Origin of the sequence: Streptosporangium sp. NPDC051023 (genome assembly GCF_040689595.1) — a bacterium.
GTDB lineage: Bacteria > Actinomycetota > Actinomycetes > Streptosporangiales > Streptosporangiaceae > Streptosporangium.
The window spans coordinates 16,315-38,908 of sequence record NZ_JBFBCE010000033.1; the positions used below are offsets into that span (position 1 = coordinate 16,315).

At 68.2% G+C, this 22,594-nt stretch carries 24 protein-coding genes and 1 tRNA gene; 15 read left to right on the forward strand and 10 right to left on the reverse strand.

Annotation, left to right across the window (positions count from 1 at the left end):
- The first annotated feature begins 416 nt into the window (after nucleotides 1–416).
- Complete coding sequence (locus AB0395_RS22365; RefSeq protein WP_366283289.1) at nucleotides 417–1,580, forward strand: pentapeptide repeat-containing protein; 1,164 nt, start codon at nucleotides 417–419, stop codon at nucleotides 1,578–1,580.
- A gap of 274 nt (nucleotides 1,581–1,854) precedes the next feature.
- Here the strand turns inward: AB0395_RS22365 and AB0395_RS22370 are convergent, their stop codons facing one another.
- The 4 genes from AB0395_RS22370 to AB0395_RS22385 all read right to left on the reverse strand — a co-directional run bounded on the left by AB0395_RS22370 (nucleotide 1,855) and on the right by AB0395_RS22385 (nucleotide 6,479).
- A complete protein-coding gene (locus AB0395_RS22370) occupies nucleotides 1,855–2,301 on the reverse strand; it encodes a cytidine deaminase (RefSeq protein WP_366283291.1) in 447 nt (148 codons plus the stop codon).
- Nucleotides 2,302–2,799: 498 nt separating this feature from the next.
- A complete protein-coding gene (locus tag AB0395_RS22375) occupies nucleotides 2,800–3,330 on the reverse strand; it encodes a hypothetical protein (RefSeq protein ID WP_366283293.1) in 531 nt (176 codons plus the stop codon).
- A 29-nt stretch (nucleotides 3,331–3,359) separates the two neighbouring features.
- A complete protein-coding gene (locus tag AB0395_RS22380) occupies nucleotides 3,360–4,544 on the reverse strand; it encodes a molybdopterin-dependent oxidoreductase (protein ID WP_366283295.1) in 1,185 nt (394 codons plus the stop codon).
- Nucleotides 4,545–4,931: 387 nt separating this feature from the next.
- The gene (locus tag AB0395_RS22385; RefSeq protein WP_366283297.1) at nucleotides 4,932–6,479 is read right to left on the reverse strand and encodes a glycosyltransferase family 39 protein; all 1,548 of its coding nucleotides are present in this window, start codon (nucleotides 6,477–6,479) and stop codon (nucleotides 4,932–4,934) included.
- Between the two features lie 588 nt (nucleotides 6,480–7,067).
- Here AB0395_RS22385 and AB0395_RS22390 point away from each other — a divergent pair.
- Nucleotides 7,068–7,781: a TIGR04282 family arsenosugar biosynthesis glycosyltransferase gene (locus AB0395_RS22390; protein ID WP_366283299.1), complete on the forward strand. Its 714-nt coding sequence runs from the start codon at nucleotides 7,068–7,070 to the stop codon at nucleotides 7,779–7,781.
- A gap of 72 nt (nucleotides 7,782–7,853) precedes the next feature.
- Here the strand turns inward: AB0395_RS22390 and AB0395_RS22395 are convergent, their stop codons facing one another.
- Nucleotides 7,854–8,465 (reverse strand): class I SAM-dependent methyltransferase, encoded by a 612-nt coding sequence (locus AB0395_RS22395; RefSeq protein WP_366283301.1) that lies wholly within the window; start codon nucleotides 8,463–8,465, stop codon nucleotides 7,854–7,856.
- On the reverse strand, nucleotides 8,462–9,094 hold the full coding sequence (locus AB0395_RS22400; RefSeq protein ID WP_366283303.1) for a TIGR04282 family arsenosugar biosynthesis glycosyltransferase: 633 nt from the start codon (nucleotides 9,092–9,094) through the stop codon (nucleotides 8,462–8,464). Before AB0395_RS22400 ends, AB0395_RS22395 begins: the two co-directional genes overlap by 4 nt.
- A gap of 102 nt (nucleotides 9,095–9,196) precedes the next feature.
- Between AB0395_RS22400 and AB0395_RS22405 the strand changes: the two genes are divergently transcribed.
- The 5 genes from AB0395_RS22405 (at nucleotide 9,197) to AB0395_RS22425 (ending at nucleotide 14,274) form a co-directional block, all read left to right on the forward strand.
- Nucleotides 9,197–10,483: a glycosyltransferase 87 family protein gene (locus AB0395_RS22405; protein ID WP_366283305.1), complete on the forward strand. Its 1,287-nt coding sequence runs from the start codon at nucleotides 9,197–9,199 to the stop codon at nucleotides 10,481–10,483.
- Complete coding sequence (locus AB0395_RS22410) at nucleotides 10,480–11,478, forward strand: NAD-dependent epimerase/dehydratase family protein (RefSeq protein ID WP_366283306.1); 999 nt, start codon at nucleotides 10,480–10,482, stop codon at nucleotides 11,476–11,478. Before AB0395_RS22405 ends, AB0395_RS22410 begins: the two co-directional genes overlap by 4 nt.
- Nucleotides 11,475–12,149, forward strand: coding sequence for a glycosyltransferase family 2 protein (locus AB0395_RS22415; RefSeq protein WP_366283308.1), 675 nt, complete (start codon nucleotides 11,475–11,477; stop codon nucleotides 12,147–12,149). The genes AB0395_RS22410 and AB0395_RS22415 overlap by 4 nt, the downstream gene beginning before the upstream one ends.
- A gap of 392 nt (nucleotides 12,150–12,541) precedes the next feature.
- Nucleotides 12,542–12,985, forward strand: coding sequence for a CBS domain-containing protein (locus AB0395_RS22420; protein ID WP_366283310.1), 444 nt, complete (start codon nucleotides 12,542–12,544; stop codon nucleotides 12,983–12,985).
- Nucleotides 12,982–14,274: an ArsB/NhaD family transporter gene (locus tag AB0395_RS22425; RefSeq protein ID WP_366283312.1), complete on the forward strand. Its 1,293-nt coding sequence runs from the start codon at nucleotides 12,982–12,984 to the stop codon at nucleotides 14,272–14,274. The genes AB0395_RS22420 and AB0395_RS22425 overlap by 4 nt, the downstream gene beginning before the upstream one ends.
- A gap of 306 nt (nucleotides 14,275–14,580) precedes the next feature.
- Here the strand turns inward: AB0395_RS22425 and AB0395_RS22430 are convergent, their stop codons facing one another.
- Nucleotides 14,581–14,790 carry a hypothetical protein gene (locus AB0395_RS22430; protein WP_366283314.1) on the reverse strand — a complete coding sequence of 70 codons (210 nt, stop codon included), beginning with the start codon at nucleotides 14,788–14,790 and terminating at the stop codon, nucleotides 14,581–14,583.
- A 130-nt stretch (nucleotides 14,791–14,920) separates the two neighbouring features.
- On the opposite strand from AB0395_RS22430, the gene AB0395_RS22435 reads away from it, so the two are divergent.
- On the forward strand, nucleotides 14,921–15,112 hold the full coding sequence (locus tag AB0395_RS22435) for a hypothetical protein (RefSeq protein WP_366283316.1): 192 nt from the start codon (nucleotides 14,921–14,923) through the stop codon (nucleotides 15,110–15,112).
- Nucleotides 15,113–15,181: 69 nt separating this feature from the next.
- Here the strand turns inward: AB0395_RS22435 and AB0395_RS22440 are convergent, their stop codons facing one another.
- Nucleotides 15,182–15,901: a MarR family transcriptional regulator gene (locus AB0395_RS22440; RefSeq protein ID WP_366283318.1), complete on the reverse strand. Its 720-nt coding sequence runs from the start codon at nucleotides 15,899–15,901 to the stop codon at nucleotides 15,182–15,184.
- A 715-nt stretch (nucleotides 15,902–16,616) separates the two neighbouring features.
- On the opposite strand from AB0395_RS22440, the gene AB0395_RS22445 reads away from it, so the two are divergent.
- The 4 genes from AB0395_RS22445 to AB0395_RS22460 all read left to right on the forward strand — a co-directional run bounded on the left by AB0395_RS22445 (nucleotide 16,617) and on the right by AB0395_RS22460 (nucleotide 18,452).
- Complete coding sequence (locus tag AB0395_RS22445) at nucleotides 16,617–16,988, forward strand: type II toxin-antitoxin system RelE/ParE family toxin (RefSeq protein ID WP_366283319.1); 372 nt, start codon at nucleotides 16,617–16,619, stop codon at nucleotides 16,986–16,988.
- Nucleotides 16,985–17,341, forward strand: coding sequence for a helix-turn-helix transcriptional regulator (locus tag AB0395_RS22450; RefSeq protein WP_366283321.1), 357 nt, complete (start codon nucleotides 16,985–16,987; stop codon nucleotides 17,339–17,341). The genes AB0395_RS22445 and AB0395_RS22450 overlap by 4 nt, the downstream gene beginning before the upstream one ends.
- Before the next feature lie 436 nt (nucleotides 17,342–17,777).
- Nucleotides 17,778–18,029 carry a hypothetical protein gene (locus tag AB0395_RS22455; protein ID WP_366283323.1) on the forward strand — a complete coding sequence of 84 codons (252 nt, stop codon included), beginning with the start codon at nucleotides 17,778–17,780 and terminating at the stop codon, nucleotides 18,027–18,029.
- A gap of 27 nt (nucleotides 18,030–18,056) precedes the next feature.
- Complete coding sequence (locus tag AB0395_RS22460; RefSeq protein WP_366283324.1) at nucleotides 18,057–18,452, forward strand: PIN domain-containing protein; 396 nt, start codon at nucleotides 18,057–18,059, stop codon at nucleotides 18,450–18,452.
- A gap of 7 nt (nucleotides 18,453–18,459) precedes the next feature.
- On the opposite strand, the gene AB0395_RS22465 is transcribed toward AB0395_RS22460, so the two are convergent.
- Nucleotides 18,460–18,533 (reverse strand) — tRNA-Gly (locus tag AB0395_RS22465).
- 108 nt (nucleotides 18,534–18,641) lie between these two features.
- Between AB0395_RS22465 and dcd the strand changes: the two genes are divergently transcribed.
- From dcd to AB0395_RS22480, 3 genes are all read left to right on the forward strand, one after another.
- Nucleotides 18,642–19,217: a dCTP deaminase gene (gene dcd, locus AB0395_RS22470; RefSeq protein WP_366283325.1), complete on the forward strand. Its 576-nt coding sequence runs from the start codon at nucleotides 18,642–18,644 to the stop codon at nucleotides 19,215–19,217.
- A gap of 644 nt (nucleotides 19,218–19,861) precedes the next feature.
- Entirely contained in the window at nucleotides 19,862–20,479 is a 618-nt protein-coding gene (locus AB0395_RS22475; protein WP_366283327.1) for a DUF47 family protein, read from the forward strand.
- A gap of 4 nt (nucleotides 20,480–20,483) precedes the next feature.
- Nucleotides 20,484–21,488: an inorganic phosphate transporter gene (locus AB0395_RS22480; protein WP_366283329.1), complete on the forward strand. Its 1,005-nt coding sequence runs from the start codon at nucleotides 20,484–20,486 to the stop codon at nucleotides 21,486–21,488.
- A gap of 117 nt (nucleotides 21,489–21,605) precedes the next feature.
- Here AB0395_RS22480 and mshD read toward each other — a convergent pair whose 3' ends face one another.
- Complete coding sequence (gene mshD, locus AB0395_RS22485) at nucleotides 21,606–22,574, reverse strand: mycothiol synthase (RefSeq protein ID WP_366283331.1); 969 nt, start codon at nucleotides 22,572–22,574, stop codon at nucleotides 21,606–21,608.
- Nucleotides 22,575–22,594 lie beyond the last annotated feature (20 nt).

Sequence of the window (22,594 nt, forward strand, 5' to 3'; positions counted from 1 at the left end):
AGATGGCATGCCAAAGAGGATTCAGAAGATCGTTTTCGTGTGGTGTGCCCATGGTATGCCCATGAAGATCGAAAGCCTGAGCGGTGATCAAGGGATCGCCTGGTCAGTCTGGACGAGGGAGGGGAGCGGGTGACAGGAATCGAATCCGCGCTGTCAGCTTGGGAATCGGCTGCTGATATTGGTGGGCTGAGTTGGCAAAAGAGGGGGCGGGTAGACGGGGCATGGTTCCCTGTGAGTCTCCGTGAGTGACCAGGCTTCCCTGCCTGTTCTGGCACGGATCTGGCACGAAACCTCGATGTCGAGAAGTCTCCGACACCGACGGAGGTCGAGATCCGTTCAAACCGTGGAAGTGGAGCGCCGCTGCTTCAAACCGCGTACCTTGATCGTCTTTTGGGCGACGCCTAGGCTTTCATGCCATGGAGATGGGGAGGTCGGACCGTGACCGTCGGCCGTGGCGCGACCGGGTGGTCAGGCGTCGTGCGATCACAGCCCTGCTGATGGGGGCGACGGGGTTGGCCGTTCTGGGCACAGTGCTCGTCGTCTTACCGGGTGGGTTGGTCGACTACGACCTCGCCGGGGCGAGTGTCGCTGCGCAGGACCGGCTGAAAGCGGTGAACGATGTCCGTACGACGCTTGTGCAGGCCGTCGGCGGCATGGTCCTGCTGTTCGGTGCGTACGCCACCTGGCGGCAACTGCGAGTCAGCCAGGACGGCTTGCGCGCCACCCAGGAGGGCTACGTCACCGACAGGTTCAGCCGGGCCGTCGACCAACTCGGCAGTGACAAGCTGGAGACACGCATCGGCGGATTGCACGCGCTGTGGCGGATCGCGGAGCACTCCGCTCGCGACCGTGAGGCCGTCATCTCCATCAAGGCCGCCTACCTGCGTACACACCTGCCGTGGCCGCCCAAAGGGCCGGAAGCGCCGGCGGCGGACACGCCCATCAACGACATCGTGCCACTGGAGGCCCGCGCCGCCGACGCCCAGGTGGCGCTGACCGGCCTCGGCGTGCTGTGCCAGTACCGGGAGCAGCCCTGGGTCAACCTCAGCGTCACCGACTTGCGCCGGGCTGACTGCGACGGGCTCTTGCTACCCGGGGTCAACCTGGATCGCTCCTGCATGGAGGCGGCGGGCCTGTACCATGCCAACCTGACGCAGGCCTCCCTCGTCTCGGTCAACCTGCGGCACGCCGACCTCAAGACCGCGATCCTGCGCCGTGCCCGCTTCGCTCTGGCCGACCTGCGAGGCGCACGGCTGGTCGAAACCAACTTACGCGACGCGGACTTCACCGAGGCTGATCTGCGCGAGGCGAACCTGCGCAAGGCCGACGCGGGCGGCACTGTCTTCCGCCGCGCCGACCTGCGCCTGGCCGACCTGCGTGGCACCGACTTGAGCACGGCCGACCTTCTCCAGGCACGTCTGACCGGCGCGGTGGCCAGCGAGCACACTCGCTGGCCCATCGGCTTCGACCACTTGGCCGCCGGCGTCGTCGTCACCGAGGATCCTGGCCCCGAACCCGTGCCCCTGCTCCAGCCGCCGGGGATAACGACACAGCACCCGCCCCTACAATCCACACCGTGACCGAGGGGCGCGGGTGAAGACCGGGGGGAAGATCCTGGCCGGCGCTGCTCCTCCTCTGTCCCTGTTATCTCCGTGGTGCCCCTGTCGCGCAGCGGGCGCAGGTCTGCCCGATCACCAGCGGTAGGCAGCCCGGCTTCGCGCACAATCGGACGGCCCCGTCCAGGTTCGCGTTGAGCCGATCCAGGGGACGATCGACAACTCCAATGCCTTGTCTCCTCACAGTGGTCGACGGCTTCGTTGCCCGGCCCAAGCGGTGGCAGCCGTGTCGTGCCTGTCAGGAAGAGTGAACTTCAGGGGCAGGCCAGGCACCATCTTCGGTGAACTGCGATCCCCAGTAGAACGGGTTCACGTCGCGAAGAGTGCGAACGCCCCACCCCGTCATGTTGGAGTCGTCGGGCACACCGACTTGTACGTCAGGCCCCCACAAGGCCAAGCGCTCCTGGCAGATGCCGCACGGAGGAAGGACGAGGACGCGGTCACGTCCGGAGGCCCGATAAACGCACACGGAGGCAATGATCTTCTTGTTGAGCGTGTAAGCCTGGCAGATGGCGCCAGTCTCATGACATAGAGACACTCCGCCATTGAGATTGTCCAAGCCGACGCTGGTGAGGATCCGTCCATCCTCCAAGTAGACGGCTGCGGCACCACCCGGCTCATCAGCCGGCCATCGCCGATTCATCTGTGCGATGGCTGCGTCTACAAGGTTTTGATCAAGCTGCATGCAGGCATGGTGCCAGATCAAGGCGGTCAGATCCTTGCCGCCCTGGGCTCGGAACCGCTCCTGGCCCGGGCCTCCTTGCCTGGAGCGGGTGACGGGAATCGAATCGGACAGGTAAGAGGGTTCTCACCTGTGGGTTTGCTGTTTTCGCTGTTCACGGCGATCGGGTTGGAGCGGGTTCTGCGGGGTTCTGCCGACTCTTGTCGACTCGGTGTGCCCACGTGGGCACACCGATGATCTTTATGTGGACGCTCAGGCTTGAAGCCGAATCAAGGCGGTTCCTTTCCCCGCCGTCGCGGAGCTTCTGTCCGGTAAGGGCGAGCAAGCATGACGTGGCCGGCATGAGCGCTGCCGTGCGGCTGTGGCAGACGCCGGAGTTGATGGGGTGACCCAGGGGCGATGGAGTGTATCCATGAACGAGATAGACCTTGACGGGAACACCCCACAGGCGCGGGGCCGGCGTGGCTGGACGAGTCACCTCGCGTGAAAGGAGTTGCCTGGTCAACCCTTGGGGAAGGAGCGTGGAGCACGCGGCGGGCGGAGGTGGATTCGTGATCCGGAGGAGGTCTTGTCCCGGCGCAGCCGGACCGCGTAGGCGAGCGCTGATCCGGCGAAGAGCACGCCGGTGACCAGCAGCCAGCGGCCCAGGTACGGGCTCGTGTCCAGTGCCGTCGACCTGTGGTAGTTGCCTTCGGCCAACCCCAGGATGAGGGGGAACCAGATGAGCAGCAGCAGCCCGGACAGCGCGGTGGGCACGCGCAGGTAGTTGGTCCACGGCGGCCACGGGACGGGACCCGGCGGCCGGCGGCGGCGCCACGGGCGCCGCCGCGCGGTGATGTCGGCGAGGGTGTACAGCGGGTACAGCAGGAGGTCGTGGATGATCGCGGCGCCGACGAACCACACCAGGAAACCGGCCCAGATGCCGGCGGCGACGACGCGGCTCGCGGCGTACCCGGCCAGGGCGAAGCAGGCGATCAGGGCGAGCAGGTGCAACGGGTCGGCACCGTAGCGGGTGGCCATCCGCCGACGCATGCTGTGGATCCGGGAAAGCGTGGCCATCCTCACGCCGCCGCAGGGTGGAAACTGAGCTTGCGGACCCACTTCGTGTTGTGAACGCCGGGGGCGTTCGGGACGATGATCCGGGCCGGATAACCGTGATCGAGGGACAGGTCGGCGCCGTTGACCCGCAACGCGAGCAGGGAGCGGGGGTCGGCCACCTGGCCCGTGCTCAGCGACGCCTGGCCGAAGGCGCCCCCACGTTCCAGGGACTCGACGAACACCTCCACGGTGCCGGGCGCCGCCCCCGCCAGCCGGGCGAGGTCGGCCAGCCGTACGCCGGTCCAGGTCTGCTCGGTCGACCAGCCCTCCACACAGGCGATCGGCAGCGCGTAGGTGTGTAACCGCATCGCCAGCAGTTGTGCACGGCTCAGATATGTGGGGCGCGGTCCGGTCAGCTCCAGCCGCCAGCCCGGGCCGGTGTCGGCCGGATCGATGCTCATGGCAGCGGCTGCCTTGTTCACCTGGAAGTCGTTGGGGCCAGAGCCGTAGGCGCGTCCATGGGGGGCCAGTAGCGCGGTGCGGCGCAGCGGCCCGTCCATGGTCTGGCCGACGGACAGGCCAAGAGTGATCAGTGAGGCGCCGCCGACGAAGGCGAGCAGGCCTCGCCGTGACATGGTGGGTGCCTCCGGGGCCGGGGGAACCAGGCCGTCGGGATCGGGAGGTTCCGGCCGGGTGCCGTCCAGGCCGGTCCGCAGCTCGTCGAGTAGGCGCCGCGACCGCAGCGACCGGATCATCTTCGGCAGCTTGAAGGCGACGTGGACGGCGAACGCCGCGAGGAAGATCCACGCCCCGTACAGATGCGCGGGGTAGAAGGAGAACGGGAAAACGTAGAAGAGCTGGATGTTCAGGATGCCGGTGACGAACTCGAACACCACGCCGCCGACCAGGAGCAGTAGGCTGGCGCGCTCCACCGCTTCGGCGAGGGAGCGTGCCGGTGGCCAGGTGAACAGTTTCGGAATCACCGACCACAGCTTGGCCAGCAGTACCGCGACCAACGTCAGTCCCAAGACGACGTGGACTCCTTGCGTGACCCGGTACAGCCATGCCGGATGCGTGGGCCAGTCGAACAGGTAGAAGCCCAGCCATCCTCGTTCGGGAGTCGTCTCGTTGCCCGGCAGCCGCGGCTCGTAGGCGGCGTAGGACACCAGCCCCGTGATCGCGATGATCGGGATCCCTGCCAGCAGCACCAGGCCGAATATCGACGTCAGCCACGGACCGCGCAGCGGGCTGCGCCAGAACTCCGGCCGGAACGGGCCCGGTGGTGGATGTTCCCGTAGCCAGGCGGCGGCGTCTCGTCTCGGACGCGCGGTTTTGCGGCTCGTCCTCGCGGCGGCCTCGCGGTTGTGATGAGTGTCCCCTCGGGACGGCCGATCTGACACCGAATCACCCCGAAATCAGCGTCTGCCGAAAGCATTCCTGCACTCAGGCCGGTGGCCCAACGTCGGGTTAATAGTGCTATTTGTCGAAAATGTCCCCTTTGGGTAGCGTAGCTGATCGCTTTCGATCACTCTCGGACCGTCGTGCCGGGTAGCGGCTCCGATGCCCGCCCAGGCTGTCGACATGGTCCCCGGCGGTCACCCGAGCAGGCGGGTGATCTCCGCGCAGGAGCCCCGGTCCACGGGAAGCCACAGTGTCGAGGGCCGTGGTCCCCCACCGATCGGGCGGAACACCTCGTCTGGGACGCCCGCCAGCAGTCTTTGGGGACAGCGGCGATAGTTCCGCGTCAGGTCGGGTGGGAAGCCCTGGAGATCGGCGGATTGCTCGACGACGATCGCGGTGAATCGCCGTTCGGCCACCGCGCGGGCGATACTGCGTTCGAGCTGTGCCCGGGGAACGCCGCCGGTACCGCGCAGAACATCGGCGATGGCGGCTCGGTGGGCCACGGGCGCGAGCCCGGCCAGCACGTTCAGGCCAGGGTCGGAGAAGACCGCGACCGGCCCGTCGAAACCACCCAGCCACACGCTGAGCCGGTCGCCCACACGGCGGTCGGCGGCGTCAGGGACCATCCGGTCCGCGGTGAGAACCCCCACGGCCAGGGCGGCGATCTGTGCCAGGACCAGTGTGCCCGCGGCCGCCGCCCGGCCTGGACTCACCGTCGAGCAGCCCATCCCGACGCCGGCGAGCAACGCCACCGCCGCGTAGACCGGGAGCATGTTGTTCACCGCACCACCCGTGTGCAGGAGACCGGCGTAGCCTTCCGCGGCCAGCGCGAGGCAGCTCAGGCCGATGAGCAGCGGAATCCGCCGTACCGCGAGCAGGACCGCCCCGAGCGCGATGCCGAGGGTGGGTAACAGGTACCAGGTCCAGAACCCGATGAACGCGGTGTGCTCAAGAGGGTGCTGAGTAAGGAGTGCGAAGACGTAGAACACGTACCAGCCGTGACTGGTCATGCCCCACCAGAGCGTGGTCAGGGCCACCATCCCCACGAACGTCACCGCCAGCACCCCTCCCAGACGGCGCCGGGGGCCGCACAGCAGTGCCACGGTGATCGCCCCCGCCTGGGCGAGCGCGCTCTGTTTGGTGAGGAAGGCGGCCGCGAGCAGTAGCCCGGCGGCCACCGCGCCGCCTGGCCCGCGCATCCACCGGGCCGCGTACAGCCCGGCGAGGCTGAGAAAAAGGAACAGTGAGTCCACCCGGGCGAAGTCGAGCCAGGTGCCGGCGGCGAAGTAGGTCGCGGCGTAGAGTCCCGCCGCGGCCACCCCGGCGGCCAGGTCCCCGGTCTCGCGCTGGACCAGTCGGGCGAGAAGGACGAAGCAACCGGCAGAGGCGGCCAGCGAGACCAGCCGGAGTGGGAGATAGGAGACCCCCAGTACGCTCGCCAGGGCCGCCGAGACGGCGAAGTACAGCGGGGGGTAGGCGTCGGGCACGTAGTCGACCGTGGGAGAGGAGTACAGCGGCAGGCCGGTGAGCAGCCGTTCCACCTCGACCAGGGAGTTGCCCTCCAGCCACTCCAGGGCGTACGGATAGCCCATCCGGCTGACGGCGGTGACGACGCACGCGACGATCGCGATGAGTCCCGCGGCCGCGGCGAGCATGATCGGAAGCCGTGCCACACCTGCCGGGCCGAGCCGCTCTCCGAGACGACCACTCTGGAACCCGTGGGAGTGCGGCCGGGTGCTCACGGCGGGGCTTCGGCTCTGTCCGGAGGGGGTGGGAAGACATTCACGGCCACACCGGTCACGTTATCGGCGAAGTCCCCGGCGACAGGGGCGGCGCGCTGCAAGAGGCGGTCTCGACCCGGTCAAGGCCGCCTCTCCGGGACATCCCGCGCGGCGACTTCGAGTTTTCGTTACATGGAAAATTACCTGAGTAAAGTCCACGCCACCATCAAGATCGCCCAGGAGCACACCGCGTTCGGGTGTCGCGGCGATCCTCTGATCAGCTCTGGCGGTGGGCGGGGCGCCTCGGGTGCTCGAAGACAGCCGTCGGAGACGGGGCTTCGCGCATGTCTGTGATGTCGCCCGCGCCACCACGGCGGCATCCGGTCCCCATCCCGAGGCACCCTCTGATCGTGGACATGAACTGGATGTTTCCCGGAAATTAGATGACCACGCCATGAGTTCTCGGTATGTCCCGCAGCTCTAGCGTCGAACCATGAGGATGGATGTGGTGCCGCCCTGCCCGGGCGGGGAGGCGGCCCTGCCGCGGGGGCTCGGGCGGACGCCGGGCGGTTTCCGCCTACGCCGGACCACGGCCCGCCGGGGCGAGGCATGAGCGGGCTCGCGGCCGGGCAGTACGGCCGGAACCCGCTTTCTCATCTCTGGGCGGGATCGTCCCGGGCACAGATCCTGGTGATCGCCAAGGAGCCGGTACCCGGGAGGGTCAAAACCCGGCTGACCCCGCCCTTCACCCCGCGTGAGGCCGCGGCGCTGGCCGCCGCGGCGCTGGAGGACACGCTACGGACGGTCGCCCGCGTACCGGCCGCCCGCCACGTGCTCGTGCTCGACGGCGTTCCGGGAGCGTGGCTCCCCGAGGGCTTCACGGTGCTGCCGCAGCGTGGATCCGGGCTGGACCAGCGGCTCGCGGCGGCCTTCGACGACGCCCACCACCTCCTGCCCGTCCCCACTGTGCTCATCGGCATGGACACCCCGCAGGTCACACCGGGAACGCTGGCCCTGGCGCTGTCCCAGCTCGGCATCCACGACGCGGTGTTCGGGCCGGCGACGGACGGCGGGTTCTGGCTGCTCGGCTTGCGCGTCCCCGACCCGGCGCTGCTGCTCGGCGTTCCGATGTCGGAGCCGACCACCGGTGAGATCCAGTTGCGGAGGCTCAGAGAGGCCGGGTTGAGCGTCGCCCCGATGCCGTGCCTGACCGACGTGGACAGCGCGGCGGACGCGTCCGCCGTGGCCGCTCTCGCCCCACGATCTCTCTTCGCCGTCACACTCGCCAGGATGGGCCGCTTCATCGATCGGTCGATTCTGTGAGGCGGGTTCCAGGGGGCGTGGCGGAGATCGAACCCACCGGCTCCAGGGCCTCGGAGTGCTTGAACGTTCTGGTCAGCGCAGACCGGCGAACCAACGGCCGTGCTCGAACCACTGCTCCACAGACGTGAAGCCGCTGGCGCGGGCGAGGCGGGTGATGTCGTTGACGGAGACCACGGCCCAGCCGAACCAGTCGCCGACCCTGCCGGGACGGCGCAGGCGGACCCGGTCGACGCGGCTGACGGTGGTCGGGCCTTCCACTTCGACCAGCGCCTCACCACCCGGACGCAGCAGCTGCCGTACCCTGCGCAGCAGGGCGTGGGGATGGCCGCCGATGCCGATGTTGCCGTCTGCCAGCAGGGCACTGGACCATCGGCCGCTCCAGGGGAGGTCGTCGAAGACGTCGCCGAGCAGGGCGACACCCCCTGCTCCGCGGGTCAGACGGACGGCCTGCGGCGTGATGTCGACGCCGAGGGCCGGTACGCCACGGCGGGCGAGTTCGGCGGTCAGCCGTCCGGGACCGGAGCCGATGTCGAGGGTCAGGCCTGAGCAGCGGGCGAGCATCGCCTCGTCGCCGGGGATCGGCTCGAACCAGTGCGCGGTCTCCAGGGCGGTCCGGGTGCCGTCGACGTACTCGATCTCGGCGTTCAGACCGGTGAGGGCGGCGGAGTAGATCTCGCCCCTCATCGCAACGCCCCGGCGGGCATCGCGCGCAGGGCGGCGGCGAACCGGGTGCCCGGCGCCTGGGCCGCCACCCGGTGGGCGTCGCCGGCGGTGTCCACGTCGGTGAGTTCGGGCAGGTGGCGGATCCGCAGGCCGGCCAGCCGCTCCAGCTGGGACCGGCCGGTCGTGGGACGGGACATGGGTACGCCCAGCAGGAAGGCGGGGTCGGGGGCGCGCAGGCCGAGGAGCCAGTAGCCGCCGTCGCAGGCGGGGCCGTACACCGCGTCGTGGTCGGACAGGGCGTCGGCGGCGACGCGCAGGAGAGATGAGGGCACCTGCGGGGTGTCCATGCCGATGAGTATCGCGGGCCCGGGACACAGCCGGTGAGCGTCGGCGAAGGCGGCGGCGAGGCGTTCGTCCAGGCCGTCGCCACGTTGCGGGATCACCGCGAAGCCGGAGGGCAGCCAGAGGCCGGGCAGCCCCTCCAGAGCGAGCACACGCTGGGTCGCGGGAGTGACGGCCACGGTGTTCAGGGTGTCGGCGAGCGCGGCCTCGGCCAGCCGGGCGGCCTGGGCGGGGGTGTACGGCGGTGTCAGCCGGGTCTTGACCCGTCCGGGGACGGGCTCCTTCGCGATGACGATGATCTGCGTCACGATATGACCGTAGAACCGACAGCCTCGATCAACCCTTACGAGGTCGTTACGTCCAACGCTCGGACAGTCGCGGTGTGAGCGCGGGATGGCACGCTGAACGGCGTGAGTCGGTATGTTCTCGGTGGCACACTGCCGGCGCTGGTCGCTGTGCTGGTCCGGATGACGCACGGGAAGCCTGACCTGCTGTGGTGGTACGCGGCCGGATGGGCGCTGTTCGCGGCGGCGCTCTGGCTGGCGCGTGGGCTGTCCGGGCGCCGGCTGGCCTTCTGGGTGGTGGCCGGGGGGATCGCCGTGTCCGCCACGGGACTGGTCGCGCCGCCGAGCACCAGCACCGATTCCTACCGCTACGCCTGGGACGGGCGGGTGCAGGCGGCGGGGTTCTCGCCCTACGACTACGCGCCCGCCGATCCCGCGCTCGCCGCCCTGCGCGACCCGTGGCTCTTTCCGGCCGACGGCGGCACCCTGATCAACCGTCCCGCGGTGCATACCGTCTACCCGCCGCTCGCCCAGGTCTACTTCCTCGCCGTGCACGGGTTGTCGCCCGACGGGGTCCGGCACAAGGCGTTGCAGGTCGGTGGCGCGTTGCTGTCGGTGGCCGTGCTGCTCGCGCTGCGGCGGCGGTGGGGGGATCGGACGGCCGCGTACTGGGCGTGGTGTCCGGCGGTTCCCGTGGAGGCGGTGAACAACGCCCACGTCGACGTCCTCGGCGTGCTGCTGGTGGTGCTGGCCTTCTCCGTGACCGGGGGACGTGGCTGGGGGCGCGGCGCGTTGCTCGGCGCCGCAGTGGCGGTCAAGCTGCTGCCCGTACTCGCCCTGCCCGGCGCACTGGCCGGCGTGCTGCGCGGCGGGATCGACCGGCGGCGGATCCTCACAGCCCTGATGCCCGCCGGGCTGGTGGTCGTGCTGGCCTACCTGCCATACACGCTTGGTTCACGGGCCTCCGTGCTGGGCTACCTGTTCGGCTACCTCCAGGAGGAGGGGTATGAGGATCCGGGGGCGCGCGAGCGGTACGGCGTGCTGCGGCTGGCCGTGCCGGACTCATGGGCTCCCGTCGTGGTGGTGCTCGTCATGGCCGCCCTCGTCGCGTACGTGCTGCGACGAGGGGACCCCGACCGTCCTTGGGACGGCGCGCTGCTGGTCAGCGGGTCGCTGCTGCTGCTTCTCACACCCGGTTACTCGTGGTACGCGCTCCTGGTGGTCGCGCTGGCGGCCATGGCCGGGCGCTGGGAGTGGCTGGGCGTCGCGGCGGCCGGGGCGGTCGCCTACCTGGGCGGGCCGGCCACGCTCTCCTACGCCCTGGCAGCCGGGCTCGTGGTTCTTACGGCCTGCGAACGTCAGCGCGGCAGAGCTTCTACCGAGGTGACGCCGCCACTACCGTCGGTCAGATGAGAGTGATGGTCACCGGCTCGGCCGGTTTCATCGGAGGTCACGTGGCCGAGGCCTTCCGGGCGGCCGGGCACGAGGTGGTCGGGCTCGACCTGCGAACCGGCGGCGACATCAGGGACGCCTCCGTCCTCGACGGGTCGCTGCCGGGCGTGGATCTGGTCGCCCATCAGGCTGCCAAGGTCGGCCTCGGGGTGAACGTCGCCGACCTGCCCGGCTACGCCTCGGTCAACGTGTACGGCACCGCGGTCCTCCTGGCGGCGATGGCCCGGCATGGCGTCGGCCGGCTGGTGCTGGCCTCCTCCATGGTGGTCTACGGCGAGGGCGTCTACGACTGCGCCGAACACGGGCAGGTCAGGCCGGGGCCGCGCTCGACGGCCGATCTCGACAGAGGCGTGTTCGAGCCGCCCTGCCCACGCTGCGGCATGCCGCTGCGCCCCGCGGCGATCGGCGAGGAGGCACCGCCCGATCCCCGCAACGCCTACGCCACCACCAAGCTCGCCCAGGAGCACCTGGCCGCCAACTGGGCCAGGGAGACCGGGGGAGGAGCGGTGGCCCTGCGCTACCACAACGTGTACGGCCCCCGCATGCCGCGCGACACCCCGTACTCAGGGGTCGCGGCCATCTTCCGCTCCCAGTTGGAGGCCGGGCTGGCTCCCAGGGTGTTCGAGGACGGGTGCCAGCGCCGTGACTTCGTCCATGTCCGCGACGTCGCCGCCGCCAACCTGGCCGCCGCCCGCGCCCCGCTCGTCCCGGGCGCGCTGGCCGCCTACAACGTGGCCAGCGGCGCACCGCGCACCATCGGGGAACTGGCGGCGGCCCTGGCCGCCGAACGTGGCGGCCCCGCCCCGGTCGTCACCGGCGAGTACCGTCTCGGAGACGTCCGACACATCGTCGCCTGCCCCGACAGGGCCCGCGCCGAGATCGGCTTCCACGCCGCCGTCGACTTCGAGACGGGCGTCAGGGAGTTCGCCACCGCCCCGCTGGGGGCGACGCCGTGACGGTCGACGTGGTCCTGCCGTGCCTGAACGAGGCGGCCGCGCTGCCCTGGGTGCTCGACCGCATGCCCGAGGGGTACCGGCCGGTCGTGGTCGACAACGGCTCCACCGACGACTCGGCCGAGATCGCCCTCTCCCTTGGCGCGCACCTGGTACGGGAGCCGCAACGCGGGTTCGGCGCGGCCTGTCACGCCGGGCTCCTGGCGGCCACCGCCGACGTGGTGTGCTTCATGGACGCCGACGCCTCCCTGGACCCCCGCCAGCTTCCCCGCGTCACCGCTCCGGTCCTGGCCGGGCAGAGCGATCTCGTACTCGGCCGGCGCAGGCCACGGGATCGCGGGGCCTGGCCGCTGCACGCCCGGATGGGCAACGCCGTGCTCGCCCGGAGCCTGCGCCGCCGCACCGGGGCCGCCGTGCACGACCTCGGGCCGATGCGTGCCTGCTCCCGGGCAGGGCTCCTGGCCCTCCGGCTCGCCGACAGGCGCTTCGGCTACCCGCTGGAGATGGTGCTGCGGGCCGCCGCGGCCGGCTGGCACATCACCGAGGTCGACGTCGACTACCTCCGGCGCGACGGACGATCCAAGGTGACCGGCACCGTACGGGGGACCATGCGCGCCGTCGCCGACATGCGGCGGGTCATGGCGGACCGGGACGCGCCGCATGGCACCGCCTGAGAACTTTCGCGCCCGCCAGCCGTGGTGGCGCCGTGATCGGCGGACGTACGCGGCCGCTCGTCCCACGGTGGCCACGGTTCGCCGAAGTCACACTCTTTCGTGCGCCGAGAAACGCAATGAACGGCCGTCCTCGTTCCCACTCCCGTCGTGGGCTCAAGGCCGGTGCCGGTTTCGCGTGGCCGGAGGGTGCACCGCCTGAGCGGTGTGATCGGACCGTGAGAAGAACCGGGCAGCCGTCTACCGCGGATCGTCGTGGACCTCGCGGATCTCACCCTTGTCGACTCCTCTCTACGATCCTTGCCTTCTCCGGCTCCATGATCATTGATAGGTTGGGGGAAGGTGAGCCGGGAAGACTGGTCGGCAGTCCGTTTTGTCGATCTCCAAGGACTGTCATGCGCGCTCGTGATCTGGTCACCGACTTCCCGACGGTCTCCCTGGACTCCCAGGTCCTCGAGGCCGCCCGGTTACTGGCGGCTCATGACCTGCCCGGGTTGATCGTCGTCGACGCCGACGGCTCGCCGTTCAGCATCCTGCCCGGCACCCAGGTGCTGCGCCTGGCCGTTCCGGGCTACTGCCAGGACGACCCGGCGTTGGCGCGGGTGGTGGACGAGGCGCACGCCGACACCTTCCTGCGCTCCCTGGCCGGGCGGACCGTGCGTGAGTGCCTGCCCGCCAACCCGCGGGAACTGCCGATCACCGATCCGGACGCCACCGCGCTGGAGATCGCCGCGCTGATGGCGCGCACCCACAGTCCGCTGGTGGCGGTCGTGGACGGAGGTCGCCTGCGGGGAGCGGTCACGCTGCAGGCGCTCATGGACCGGATGCTCGCTCTGTGACGGCGCTCGCCTGGCTGTCGGTGGCGGTCTTCCTCGGTGCGTACGCGCTGATCGCCACCGAGTGGGTCCACCGGGTCGCCGCCGCGCTGGGCGGGGCGGGGATCATGCTGTTGATCCACGCCACCGACTCGGGATCGGCGTTCTTCTCCGAGCACACCGGCATCGACTGGAACGTCATCTTCCTGCTGCTGGGCATGATGGTCATCGTCGGGGTGCTCAAGCAGACCGGTGTCTTCGAGTACCTGGCGATCTGGGCGGCCAAACGAGCGAGGGGACGCCCCTTCCGGCTGATGGTGTTGCTGGTCGTCATCACCGCGTCCGCCTCGGCGCTGCTGGACAACGTCACCACCGTGCTGCTCATCGCCCCGGTGACGTTCCTGGTCTGCGAGCGGCTCGCCCTGCCGGTCGTCCCGTTCCTGATCGCCGAGGCGATGGCCTCCAACATCGGCGGCACCGCCACCCTGGTCGGCGACCCGCCCAACATCATCATCGCCAGCCGGGGCGGCCTGACCTTCAACGACTTCCTCGTCCACATGGCGCCCATGGTGCTGCTGCTGGTCCTGGTCTTCGTCGGCCTGTGCCGGGTCATGTTCCGCAAGACGTTCGTCTACGACCCCGAGCGGGCCGCCGAGATCATGGCCCTGGACGAGCGGGAGGCGATCGCCGACCGGACGCTGCTGTGGCAGAGCCTGGCCGTGCTGGCCCTGGTCCTGGCCGCCTTCGTCCTGCATCCGGTCCTGCACTACGAGCCGTCGGTCGTGGCGATCCTCGGCGCGGGTGTCCTGGTGGCCGTCACCAAGGTCACCACCGAGGAGGCCATCGCCGAGGTGGAATGGCCCACCCTGGTGTTCTTCGCGGGGCTGTTCGTCATGGTCGGGGCCCTGGTCGAGACCGGCGTCATCGGCCGGATCTCCGAACTCGCGGTGAACGCGACCGGCGGGCGGCTCGGGCTGGCCACGATGGGTCTGCTGTGGATCTCGACCGGCCTGTCGGCGATCGTGGACAACATCCCCTACGTCGCCACCATGAGTCCGATCGTCGCCGACCTGGTGCAGGCGAGCGGCGGCAACGACCATGCCCGGGTGCTGTGGTGGGCGCTGGCCTTCGGCGCCGACCTCGGCGGCAACGCCACCGCCGTCGGCGCGGCGGCCAACGTCGTCGTCATCGGCATCGCCGCCCGCAACCGCACCCCGATCAGCTTCTGGGACTTCACCAAGTACGGCCTGGTCGTCACCCTCACCACCGTCGTGTTGGTGACGCCGTACCTGTGGCTGCGCTACCTCATCTGAGCATCAGAGCGTCAAGGATCCGTCAGGTTCGCGGGAGTTTCTGTGTGAAACCTGTATACGCTCTCGCTCCGCGCCTGCTGTTACGGTAACGCGCGGTGCGCCGGGAAGTCTGGTCGGTAACGTCATATCGGGCCGGCTTCGAGAAGGTGTCCATGCCGGGGCTCCGGCGCTGGTCGTGGCCATGGTCGGCGTCAGCGGAATCAGCTGGAGCCTGCTCGCGCGGGGTAGTCGGCTCAGCCGCCGGGAGTCGGTCCTCCTGTCCGTGCTCTACGGTGCGCTGCTCCCGTTGAGCATTTCGACAGGACCCTAGTCCGCCGAACGGGGAGGTTCGGCGGAGGTGTTTCGCTCGCTCTGCCAGCGGTCCATGAGCCGGGGCAGCTCGCGCATCAGGAGCCCGTGGAAGTCGCGCATCTCCCGCAGGCGTCGCTCGGCGTGCCCGCCCGGTTCGGCCTGTGCCAGGCCCTTCTCCGCGGCCTGGAGCATGGCCGCGATCATGGTGTTCTGCTGCGAGTGCATCGCGGCCCAGGCACCTGGCGGCAGCCGGTAGTGTCCCCGGCGGCAGTGGCACGACCGGCGCGGCACTGGCCTCGGGGCGCCCTCAGGTGGTCTGTCCCTTCGTCGTCGACCAGCCGTTCTGGGCCAGCGCATGCACGCCGCCGGGGTGGCTCCCGCCCCGCAGCAGCAACGCCGCCTGACCGCGGAGGGCTTGGCCGAAGCGGTTCGCCGGGCCGTCACCGACCGCGTCATCGCCGAACGGGCCGAGCGGCTCGCGCAGAGGATTCGTGCTGAGAACGGCGCAGCTCAGGCCGTCGACATTCTGAAAGGGGTACTGACATGAGCCTCGCTCCCGCTTCCGGACCGCACCTGGCCGACCTGGTCTGTCGACCGCTCGCGCCCGCGACGCCTGTCAGGCCGACCTCTGGGCAGGTCGATGCCAAACCTGACCTGATGCGCGTGGAGTTCTCCTCTGGCGCTGACTGTTCGCCGAGGTAAGTACCAGGCGCGAGCACCGCCGGATCTGTGCCGAGTTCGCGTCACTTCTCGATCGCGGTGAGGTGCTCCACCGCGCTTTCGACGGGGGGCGGAGCCGGAGCCTCCTGTCCGAATCTGTGATCTTGAGAATGCGGGCCAGCCGGTGGTGAGCGCCGCCGATCACCAGCTGTCCCGCTGCGGCCTCGATCGTTTTCAGCGCCGCCGCGAGAACGCTCAGTCCAGTGGAGTTACAGAAGGTGAGGTTCTGGGCGTCGACAACGACGCGTGGCGGTGTGCGGAGTGCGGTCGCCTCGTCGACAAGCCGTCGGCCCGCGGAGGTGAGACACATGAGGTTTTCGCGGCGGTTACTCGGGTTGACCCTGCGGACGATCAGGTTTGAGGCCGTCAGACGATCGGCCATCCGCATCGCCGTGGAGGGGTTGACGTTGAGCAGCTCCGCCATCGTGACGAGCTTGGTTTCGCCGTGACCGGCCAGTACGACCAGCATGCGGGACTGCGGCAGCGTCACCCGATCCTCCACCGAGCTCAGCGATCGGGCGGCGATCGCCACCAGCAGCCGCGAACCGGTGAGGACCGCCGAGGTGACAGCGTCGAGGTCCATGCCGTTCATCCGGGCCGCCTGATGCTCCGTCATGAGCGCTGTTCTACACCGCCCTCCAAGCGGGAGCCGTCAACGAGGTCTTTCACCGCCTGCCGACTGTGGCGAGACATGCCGGGCCCCGCGGGCCCGCAGGCCGCTCGGGCGAGGACGACCCAACCGGATGGTCAAGGGGGGGCGGCGGACTGCTACGCCTGGTTGCTGCACTCCGGTTTGATCGGCTCCGGTGTGACCGCCGATGGCTGGTGGCCGAGGCGTCCGATGCGTAGGCGGACCTGGTGAATCGGTAGGGCTTGGTTTTCCCGTCCTTGCGGACGCGGGTTTCCATGTGTGCCACGGAGCCAGTTTCAGCTGGTCAGAGGGCGTGCCAAAGGGAATTCGGGAGATCATTCGGCGGACGTGAGCCCATGAAGATCGAAAGCCTGACCGGTGATCAAGGGATTACCTGGTCAGGCTGGGTGAAGGAGTGGAGCGGGTGACGGGAATCGAACCCGCGCTGTCAGCTTGGGAATCGGCTGCTGGTGTTGGTGGTCTGAGCTGGGAAAACAAGGGTGAAGGTAGGCGGGGTGCGGTTCCCCGTGAGTCCCCGTGGATGACCGGGGTTCCCCGCCCGTTCTGGCACGGATCTGGCATGCGATCAACGCCGCCGGGAGGATCTGGACAAGCAACCAAGATCGAGAAGTGGAAGTGGGGTAGGGCTGGTATTCATTTCCGCCACGGGTTACCATCGAGTGCATATACTATTGATGGTATGTCTCGGTGGGGGATTGATCTAGAGCCGGAGGTGGAGTCTTGGCTGGACGGACTTTCCTTTCCGCTCTACCAGCGGGTTATGCGGAACGTAGACGACTACCTCGTCACTGGTGGCATCCCTGATGGGGATCACGTGAAGAAGCTGAAGGATGCCGAAGGTGTGCACGAGCTGCGTGTTGCTCTCGACCGCACGACCTGGCGGTTGACCTTTTGGAAGCCGTCCAACAAGGTGATCGTGGTCCTGACGGTCTTTCGCAAGACACAGGATGGGACGCAGCCCGCCGACATCGATCGAGCGATCGCTGCCAAGAAGCGGTGTGAGGCAGAGCACGACCTGACCACCACGCACGTGTTCGAGAGGAGCGCATGATGGGTCACAGCCGTTGGGAAACCTACAAGGCGAAGCGTCTGCGCGAGATGGAAGCGGATGCGCAGCCCCACTCCGAATACGAGCAGGCGGGCCGCGACCTGGAGCTCGGAGACCAGTTGCGTGAGATCCGTAAGCGCCGAGGCTTGTCTCAGAAGGTCGTAGCGGAGCGCTCCGGGATGTCCCAACCCGCCCTGTCTCGTATCGAGGGCGGTGGCGGCATTCCGGATATAGCGACACTGCTGCGCCTCGGTGCGGCAATGGGGGTTCGGTTCCGCGTCGAGCTCGTCGTCGACGACGACACCACTGAAATCGAGCCTCTAACGGTGCATCACCGACAGCTCGCGACCGCATAAGTTACAGACGGCCACTTCGAGGGCTCAGTCCGCAGGCTTCCGCTGCTCCTTCCCGGTAGCGGTCTTCAGCCGCGGCAGGCTTGCTCGGGAGTCGTCAGCGCCAGGGGAACGAGGAAGGCCCAGCTCTAGATCACATTCTTGAGGTGGGCCTTTGACGTTGGAGCGGGTGACGGGAATCAGACTCGCGCTGTCAGCTTGGGAATCGGCTGCTGGCGTTGGTGGTCTGAGCTGGAGAAACGGGAGTGTAGGTAGGCGAGGCGCGGTTCCCCGTGACTCCCCGTGAGTGACCAGGGTTCCCCGTCTGTTCTGGCACGGATCTGGCACAAAATCTCGACATCGAGAGATCTTCGACACCTGCCATAGGCAGAGGTCTATGGCCTGCGGCAAAGCTGTTGCGCGATGTTGCGGCTGCTTGCGGAACCGCAAGCGTAGACTCGTGGTCATGAGCGCTGGGCATGCGCATGAGGAACTTCATCACCTGGTGGATCGGCTTTCTCCCGACCAGGCGCGTCGTCTCCTGCGCTTGGTGAAGACCGATCCGGAGCTGTCTGAGGCGGCGGACGACGAACCGTCCAGGCCGGTCCGGCGGCGTCGGCTGTCGATCGCCGGAATCGGCGCGTCCGGGGAGGGGAATCTGCCCGAACGGGTCGAAGATCTGCTGGCGGAGCGGTTCAATCGCTCAGTGTGACCATCACACTCCTGGACAACCGGCCCTTTGATCGCTGTCGTCGATCGAGACGACAAGCACCATGCCTCGTGCTTACGGCTCCTTGAGGAGTTGGAGGGGCCGCTGCTCCTGCCGTCGACGATCTTGATCGAAGCCGGGTGGACGATCAACAGGCATATGGGGCCTGCTGTACACGCGCAGTTCCTTGATCTCGTCACCGAAGAGTTCGAGCTGGTTGACCTGCTTCCCGCTGATGTGCGGCGCATGGACGAACTCGTCCGGCTTTATAGGGATGCTCGTCTCGACCCGGCTGACGTGTCCGTGGTCGCCATCGCGGAGCGCTTGGGCATCACGCAGATTGCGACGATCGACCGGCGGGACTTCAGCCTGATTCGGCCTCGGCATGTGCCAGCGTTCAGACTGCTGCCAGAGGTGCTGGCTTGAGAAATGTTGGAGCGGGTGACGGGAATCGAACCCGCGCTGTCAGCTTGGGAAGCTGATGTTCTGCCATTGAACTACACCCGCAGCGGTTAACCGCGTCCCCTACTGTAGCGGAAACTTCGGGGGCTCTGGTCGTTCGTGGGGAGAGTTTCCCGACCTTCGGGGAGTCACGACGTTGGTAGGTTGCCTCACGTGCTGCTTTCCGATCGTGACATCCTTACCGAGATCGAGTCCGGCAGGGTCAAGCTTGACCCCTTCCAGCCGGAGATGGTCCAGCCGTCGAGCGTCGACGTGCGGCTGGACCGTTATTTCAGGGTCTTCGAGAACCATCGGTACCCGCATATCGACCCGGCGATCGAGCAGTCCGACCTCACGCGGCTGGTTGAGCCCGAGGGGGACGAGCCGTTCATCCTTCACCCCGGGGAGTTCGTCCTGGCGAGCACCTATGAGGTGATCACTCTTCCGGACGACATCGCCTCCCGGCTTGAGGGGAAGAGCTCGCTGGGCAGGCTGGGGCTGCTCACCCACTCGACCGCCGGTTTCATCGATCCCGGGTTCAGTGGTCACGTCACGCTGGAGCTCTCCAATGTCGCGACGTTGCCGATCAAGCTCTGGCCCGGGATGAAGATCGGTCAGCTGTGCATGTTCCGGCTCAGCTCGCCCGCCGAGCATCCTTACGGCTCGGAGAAGTACGGCTCGCGCTACCAGGGGCAGCGGGGGCCGACGCCGAGTCGTTCGTATCTGAACTTCCACCGGACCCCGATCTGAGGGGATGCCCCGAGATCCCAAGGTTCCGAGCCGCCGAGGCCCCGAGATCTCAAGGTCCCGAGGCCCCGAGATCCCGAGCCGAGGTCATGCGCGGGGAAATCTCGTGTGGAGGGGCGGTTGCGGGGGAGAGAAGTGACGTGAGGGACGTCGCCGTACCAGGGTTCGCGGTGTGCGGTGACGGAAATCACCGTGGTGAGTTTCTGAGGAGGCCGGGGGCCTTCAGCAGGAACCCGCCGGGGTGTCATCGGGGGGAGGGGGACGGGGCGCCGGAGGGATGGGACGGCGCTCGTTTTCCAGGGGAGACCGGGGGTTTTGGGGCGGGGGGAAGCATGATGCCCGCGCTCGGGGAAGCCGATGTCCGGGGCTGGTGGGACAGGTGGGACGGATGCCCGGAACGGCGATAACACGCTGATCACTGTCGCCGCCAGAGGCTCCATAGATGACCAGTTTCGGCGTAACATGGGCCAAAACCAGCATAACGGTCATCGAAAAGATGCGCCCAAGGCTCCCTCAACCCGCGTGTTGCCAGGTATACGCCGGGTAGCGACAACTGGAAGAGTAGGCGTCTAGCGGGTGAAGTTCGCATTTCCGCTGGTAACCCGTACCCTTCTCTGCGGACCATCCCCGCACATCTGGAGAACGACGTGCGCCTGCGTCTCACGCCCAGTGAGGACAGCTACTACGAACTGTTCGCCGACTCGGCGAACAACCTCGTCACAGCTTCCCGTCTGCTGGTAGAGATCATCAGTGACGGATCGGACAGGGAAGCCCTGGCCGAGAAGATGCGCGCTTGTGAGCATGCCGGTGACGAGCGTACCCACGCGATCATGAACCGGCTCAATGAGAGCTTCATCACGCCCTTCGACCGCGAGGACATCTACCGTCTCGCGTCGAACCTCGACGACGTGATGGACTACATGGAGGCCGCCGCCGACCTCATCGTCCTCTACCAGATCGACCACCTCCCCAAGGAGGTCGTCCGTCAGGTCGAGGTTCTGGAACGTGCCGCGGAGCTGACCGCTGAGGCCATGCCCCGGCTGCGTTCGATGAGGAACCTCAACGAGTACTGGATCGAGATCAACCGGCTGGAGAACCAGGCCGACCAGGTCTATCGCCGCCTTCTCGCCAAACTCTTCGGCGGCGAGTACGACGCGTTGACCGTCCTCAAGATGAAGGAGGTCATCGACCAGCTCGAGATGGCCGCCGACGCCTTCGAGCACGTGGCCAACACGATCGAGTCGATCGCGGTCAAGGAAAGCTAACTAAGTGAATCTCACGCTCGCACTCGTCATCGGCGTGGTGGTCGTGGCGTTGGCGTTCGACTACACCAACGGCTTCCACGACGCGGCCAACGCGATCGCGACCTCGGTCTCGACGCGCGCGCTGACGCCGAGGGCAGCCCTGTTCATGGCCGCGGCCATGAACTTCCTGGGCGCCCATCTCGGCACGCAGGTGGCGGCGACCGTCGGCAAAGGCATCATCGACGCCCCGAAGGGCACTCACGGCCTGGTGATCGTGGGGTCGGGGCTGGTCGGCGCGATCGTCTGGAATCTCGTCACCTGGTACTTCGGCCTTCCCTCCTCCAGCAGCCACGCTCTCATCGGCGGCCTGGTCGGTTCGGCGCTCGCCTCGTCGAGCGTCGTCCACTGGAACGGTGTGGTGGACAAGGTCGTCATCCCGATGATCCTGTCGCCGGTGATCGGCTTCTTCCTGGCGGCGATCATCATGATCGCCATCCTATGGGGTTTCCGCCGTTCCCAGCCCGCCAAGACCAACCGGGGCTTCCGGCACGCGCAGACGGTCTCGGCCGCCGCCATGGCCCTCGGTCACGGCCTGCAGGACGCGCAGAAGACCATGGGAGTGATCTTCCTGGCGCTCGTGGTCGGCGGGTTCCAGAACGAAGGGGACGCGATCCCGCAGTGGGTCATCCTCTCCGCGGCGACGGCCATCTCGCTGGGCACCTACGCCGGTGGCTGGCGGATCATGCGGACGCTCGGCCGCCGGATCATCGCGCTCACCCCGCCGCAGGGGTTCGCCGCGGAGACCGCCGCGGCAAGCGTGCTCTATGTCGCGGCCATCGGTTTCGGCGCTCCCGTCTCGACCACCCACACGATCACCAGCGCGATCATGGGAGTCGGTGCGACCAAGCGCCTGTCCGCGGTGCGCTGGGGCGTCGCGGGCAACATCGTGACCGCCTGGATCCTCACGATCCCGGCCGCCGCGCTGGTCGCCGCGCTGGCCTACTACGGGCTCCACTGGATGATCGAGTAAACGCGGGAACGTCCGTTCAGCGCGATGTGAACGCCGGTCGGGGGGTGCCCCGACCGGCGTTTCTCGTTTCACCCCCGGTTTCGCCACACGGCTCACCCCCGGTTTCGCCACACGGCGTTATTTCCGGTACATCACGTCGACATCCCAGCGGGTGAAGCCCAGCTTCTCGTACACGTGGATCGCGGCGGTGTTGCTCTCGTCGACGTACAGCATCACCTGGGCCAGGCCCCGGGAACGCAGGTGCGTCAAGCCCGCGAGGGTGAGCGCCTTGCCCAGGCCGCCGCCCTGTTCCGCGGGATCGACACCGACGACGTAGACCTCGCCGATCGGCTCGTGCCCGTGGCCGCCGTCGCCGTGCACCTTGGTCCAGTGGAAGCCCACCAGCCGCGTGCCGTCGGTGTCCGCCGGATGACCGGCTTCCGGGGCCTGCCGCTCCGCACCGGCTTCCGGGGCCTGCCGCTCCGCGAGGAAGAACCCCGCGGGGTCGAACCACGGCTCCTGCTCACGCCGTCTCAGGTCCTCCATGGTCCACGCCCCCTGCTCGGGGTGGTCGGCGAAGGCCTTGGCGTTGAGGGCGACCCAGGCCTTCTCGTCGGCGGAGCCCGGTTCGAAGGTGCGCAGCCGTACGCCTTCGGGAAGCTCGAAGGTGGGGATCGCGGCGAACAGGGAGCGGCGCATCTGCCACAGCGACCTGACCTTGGTGAACCCCGCCGACCTGGCGAGGGCCTCGGCGCCGGGGTGGCCTCCGTGCGCCCACAGGCGCAGCCGTCCCCCCGTCTGCTCCAGTACGGCCCGCAGCAGGTGCCCCCCGTGCCCTTGTCCCCGGAACGCGGGATGGATCACCAGTTCCCCGCTCGGGTCCTCGATCGGGTCGGTCGGGTCCACGTGTGCGTAGCCCGCGAGGTCGTCCCCGACATACAGGAGTACGGCTCTCGCCCGCTCGTCGCCGCCGTAGCGCAGGTGCAGCATCACGTGTTCGTTGAGCGGTCTGACCCCGTCCGCCGCCGTCGCGGCCTCGACCACCGAGAGGACGGCGGCCACGTGTTGTTCGTCGAGTCGTCCTCTGTGTTCCACACGCACGTTCATGTTCTGGACTTTAGGCGGCC